The sequence below is a fragment of the Ferruginibacter sp. genome, from assembly GCF_031430955.1.
GTDB lineage: Bacteria > Bacteroidota > Bacteroidia > Chitinophagales > Chitinophagaceae > Ferruginibacter.
The window spans coordinates 1-3,734 of record NZ_JANPCM010000082.1 but is presented as its reverse complement, the minus strand read 5'-3'; the positions used below and the strand labels follow the sequence as shown (position 1 = coordinate 3,734).

The following is a 3,734-nucleotide window of genomic DNA, read 5'->3' as shown; positions in this document are numbered from 1 at the left end:
ATTTTTGAGGCGATATATTTTTTATCTCACTAAAAAACATACAGTGGCAGAGATTTAATTTTTTTATAAATTTTCTTTATCCAAATTAAAGTAATGAAGAATTGGTAGTAGTAATTTGCATTTTCCAAGTGCTGAAATAGCTGGAAAATTTTTGAAGCATTCGCCACCTGGATGGTGGGAGAAACACCAACGGTAATAAAAAGCAGCAATTAATAATTTCAGTACCTTAGTTAAAATATTTTTACATGAGATTATTATTTTTAAGCAGCACCTTTGCGTTAATGACAACACTTACTGCCCAGTTAACGTATCCCACCACAACAAAAACTGAACAAACCAATAATTATTTTGGCACAAACGTAAGCGACCCTTACCGCTGGCTGGAAGATGATAAAAGCGAAGCAACTAAAGCATGGGTTACCGAAGAAAATAAAGTAACGTTCGGTTATCTGGATAAAATCCCTTACCGTAAAAATTTTAAAGAGGCCATAGAAAAAGTTTTTAACTATCCAAAATATTCTGCACCATTCCGCAAAGGTGAGTGGTTTTATTTTTATAAGAATGACGGTTTGCAAAACCAATCAGTGTTATACAGGCAAAAAGGATTAACCGGTGCACCCGAAGTTGTAATTGATCCCAATAAATTAAGTAAAGACGGAACAACAAGATTGCAGGTTTTTAATTTATGTAAAGATGGTACTTATGCAGTAGTTGGTTTAAGCGAAGGCGGCAGCGACTGGCAAACTTATTATGTACGTGATATGGCTACAGGTAAAAATTTAGATGATAAATTAGATTGGGTAAAAATAAGCGGGGCAGCATGGGAAGGGCATGGGTTTTATTACAGCCGTTATCCGGCACCGGAAAATGGTGCCAGTGCATTGAGTGTAAAAAACGAAAATCACCAGGTGTGGTTTCATAAAGCAGGTACGGCACAGGCTGATGATAAATTAATTTATGAGGATAAAAATAATCCGCAACGTTTTCATACTACTTCCACCAGCGAAGATGAAAAGTTTTTATTCCTCAACTTAAGCGACAGGGGAAAAGGATTTGACTGCAATGCTATTTATGCAATGGACCTGACATCTGCAGATAGAAAATTTTATCCCATTGTTGCAGAAATTACCAATGATAATTACGGCGTAATTGAAAACACTGCTGATAAATTTTTATTGCAAACCAATGCTGATGCACCTAACAGTAAAGTGATTGCAGTGGATATTAAAAACCCCGATTTAAAAAAAGCCATTACTATTATTCCTGAAAAAAAAGAACCCTTACAAAATGCCAATACCGGTGGTGGAAAATTATTTATTGATTATTTAAAAGATGTAAGCACCCGAACTTATGTGTACGACTTAAATGGGAAACAATTAGGAGAAGTAAAATATCCATCCTTAGGTAATGGTGGAAATTTAAATGGCTATCGGGATGATCAATTTGTATTTTATGTATTTACTTCTTTTACTTTTCCACCAACCATTTATAAATATGATATTGCCAGTGGTAAGAGTTCCATCTTCCGCAAACCCGAAGTTGCTTTTAACCCGGCGGATTATGAAACCAAACAGGTTTTTTATACGTCAAAAGACGGTACAAAAATTCCTATGTTTATCATTAATAAAAAAGGAATAAAAAAAGATGGTAACAACGTAACCTTATTATACGGTTACGGTGGTTTTAATATTAATTTAGAACCTGCCTTCAGTGCCACACTGTTACCTTTTTTAAATGCAGGTGGCGTATATGCTCAAGCCAACTTACGTGGTGGGGGCGAATATGGCGAGGCATGGCATAAAGCCGGCATGATGCTGAATAAACAAAATGTGTTTGATGATTTTATTGCAGCAGGCGAATATTTAATAAAAGAAAAATATACCTCCAGCAGCAAACTGGCCGTTCGTGGTGGAAGTAATGGAGGTTTATTGGTGGGTGCAGTTATTAATCAGCGGCCCGATTTATTTCGTGTTGCCATTCCGCAGGTTGGCGTAATGGATATGCTGCGTTTTCATAAATTTACCATTGGGTGGAACTGGATTGCCGATTACGGCAGCAGCGAAAAAAATGAAGCTAATTTTAAAAATCTATACGCATATTCTCCTTTGCATAATATCAGCAGTACGGCGAATTATCCATCTACAATGGTAACCACTGCCGATCATGATGACAGGGTAGTACCAGCACATTCTTTTAAATATATGGCCACCCTGCAGGAAAAATACAAAGGTAAAAATCCTGTGCTGATAAGAATTGATACCAACAGCGGACACGGAGCCAGCAACACTAAAAAAAATATTGAAACCACTGCAGATATTTTTTCTTTTATATTTTATGAGATGGGAGTAACACCAAAATTTTAATGAAAATATTAATAACCGGCACTAATGGTTTTTTAGGACATTATATCATTGAAAAATTAATTAGCTGTAATCATTTTGTAATTGCCACATCCAAAGGTGCAAACAGGCTTACTTTTGCACATCCAAATTTTATTTACGAAGAAATGGATTTTACCAACGAAAAAATGGTCAATACAATTTTTACAAAACACCAGCCCGAATATATTGTACATGCAGGTGCAGTAAGCAAACCCGATGATTGTGAAAAAGATAAACCGCTTGCCGATAAAATAAATATTGATGGTACTGCTATATTATTAAATGCTTCAAAAAAATATACTGCAGGTTTTTTATTTATTAGTACCGATTTTGTTTTTGATGGCGAAAGAGGGATGTACACAGAAACGGATGCTGTTAATCCTGTAAATTATTACGGCGATACTAAAGTAAAAGCAGAAGAATTAGTTAAACAGTATGAACATACATGGAGTATTGTAAGAACGGTGCTGGTGTATGGCAAACCTTTTAATAAACGGAATAATATTTTAACTGTAATAAGAGAGAAATTAGAAAATGGAGAAACCTATGATGTATTTAACGACCAGGTGCGTACACCAACTTATGCCGAGGACCTGGCAAACGGAATAGCAGCAATGGTAGAAAAAAATGCAATTGGTATTTATAATATTTGCGGCGAAGAAATTTATACGCCTTACGAAATGGCCATTGCTACTGCCGAATTTTTGCAAATTGATACATCGCTTATAAAAAAAATAACCGCAAAAGATTTTGCACAGGCAGCAAAGCGGCCACTTAAAACAGGATTAACAATTGATAAAGCAAAAAATGATTTGGGTTATAAGCCGGTGAGTTTTAAGGAAGGATTGAGGAGAACGCTGGAATAAAATTTTACAGCCAAGGGTCGTGTCTCACGAATCTTCAACTTTGGTCAATAGGAGATTATGGAGAATAGTTCGTGAAACATGACCCTAGGCGAAGATTGAGGAGAACGCTGGAATAAAATTTTACGGTCTCTTATCCTCCCATATCACTGCAATAAATACAGCCTCTGTAAAAAATGCAGGGTGTGTTCCATCACCTTTACCGGTTACTCCCCCTGAGGGAGAAAATAAAGACACACAATTCGCATCTTTTACCTCATTGTACCTGTCGCAGCATCCGGCAATGTACAGGTAAACGGTTTTATTCTGGTACAGATAAGATTCTGTCCTTGTAAATAATGCCCCTTTTGGTTTAGCCAATGCAGTGTCAATTAATTTTTGTGTGCAGGCAAGTGTGGAGCCTATTTTATTTGTTTCACTGCAACTGAAAATTGCGATAGTACAAAAAAGTAAAACAAAATATTTCATTATTTTAATCATTTGATAAAAT

3 protein-coding genes are annotated in these 3,734 nt (G+C 35.9%); 2 read left to right on the top strand and 1 reads right to left on the bottom strand.

Annotation, left to right across the window (positions count from 1 at the left end):
- Positions 1-245 precede the first annotated feature (245 nt).
- Both ACY65O_RS02305 and ACY65O_RS02300 read left to right on the top strand, forming a co-directional pair.
- Positions 246-2,363: a prolyl oligopeptidase family serine peptidase gene (locus ACY65O_RS02305; RefSeq protein ID WP_462219238.1), complete on the top strand. Its 2,118-nt coding sequence runs from the start codon at positions 246-248 to the stop codon at positions 2,361-2,363.
- Entirely contained in the window at positions 2,363-3,247 is an 885-nt protein-coding gene (locus ACY65O_RS02300; protein WP_462219237.1) for an SDR family oxidoreductase, read from the top strand. The genes ACY65O_RS02305 and ACY65O_RS02300 overlap by 1 nt, the downstream gene beginning before the upstream one ends.
- 120 nt (positions 3,248-3,367) lie before the next feature.
- Here ACY65O_RS02300 and ACY65O_RS02295 read toward each other — a convergent pair.
- Positions 3,368-3,734, bottom strand: a 367-nt coding sequence (locus ACY65O_RS02295; RefSeq protein ID WP_462219236.1) for a DUF6970 domain-containing protein, incomplete at its 5' end; no start/stop codon positions are given.